This window comes from Limosilactobacillus balticus (genome assembly GCF_014145615.1).
Lineage (GTDB): Bacteria > Bacillota > Bacilli > Lactobacillales > Lactobacillaceae > Limosilactobacillus > Limosilactobacillus balticus.
Genome location: NZ_JACIVH010000006.1, coordinates 1 through 274, shown reverse-complemented (window position 1 = coordinate 274; position 274 = coordinate 1). Strand labels below are relative to the sequence as shown.

General features: G+C 46.0%; 1 protein-coding gene. It reads right to left on the bottom strand.

Features of this window, described 5'->3' with window-relative positions; translation table 11 throughout:
• A partial coding sequence (locus H5S10_RS10175) for a hypothetical protein (protein WP_220480904.1) occupies positions 1-274 on the bottom strand: 274 nt, incomplete at both ends.

The following is a 274-nucleotide window of genomic DNA, read 5'->3' as shown; positions in this document are numbered from 1 at the left end:
GAGGTACTCTCACTTGCACTTACTGATGCTGAGGTGCTCTCACTTGCACTTACTGATGCTGAGGTGCTTTCACTCTGACTCAGTGATGTTGAGGTACTCTCACTTGCACTTACTGATGTTGAGGTACTCTCACTTGCACTTACTGATGCTGAGGTGCTCTCACTTGCACTCAACGATGTTGAGATACTCTCGCTCTGACTCAAGGATGTCGAAGCACTTTCACTTTGACTTAGTGATGTCGAAACACTCTCACTTGCACTTAAGGATGTTGAAG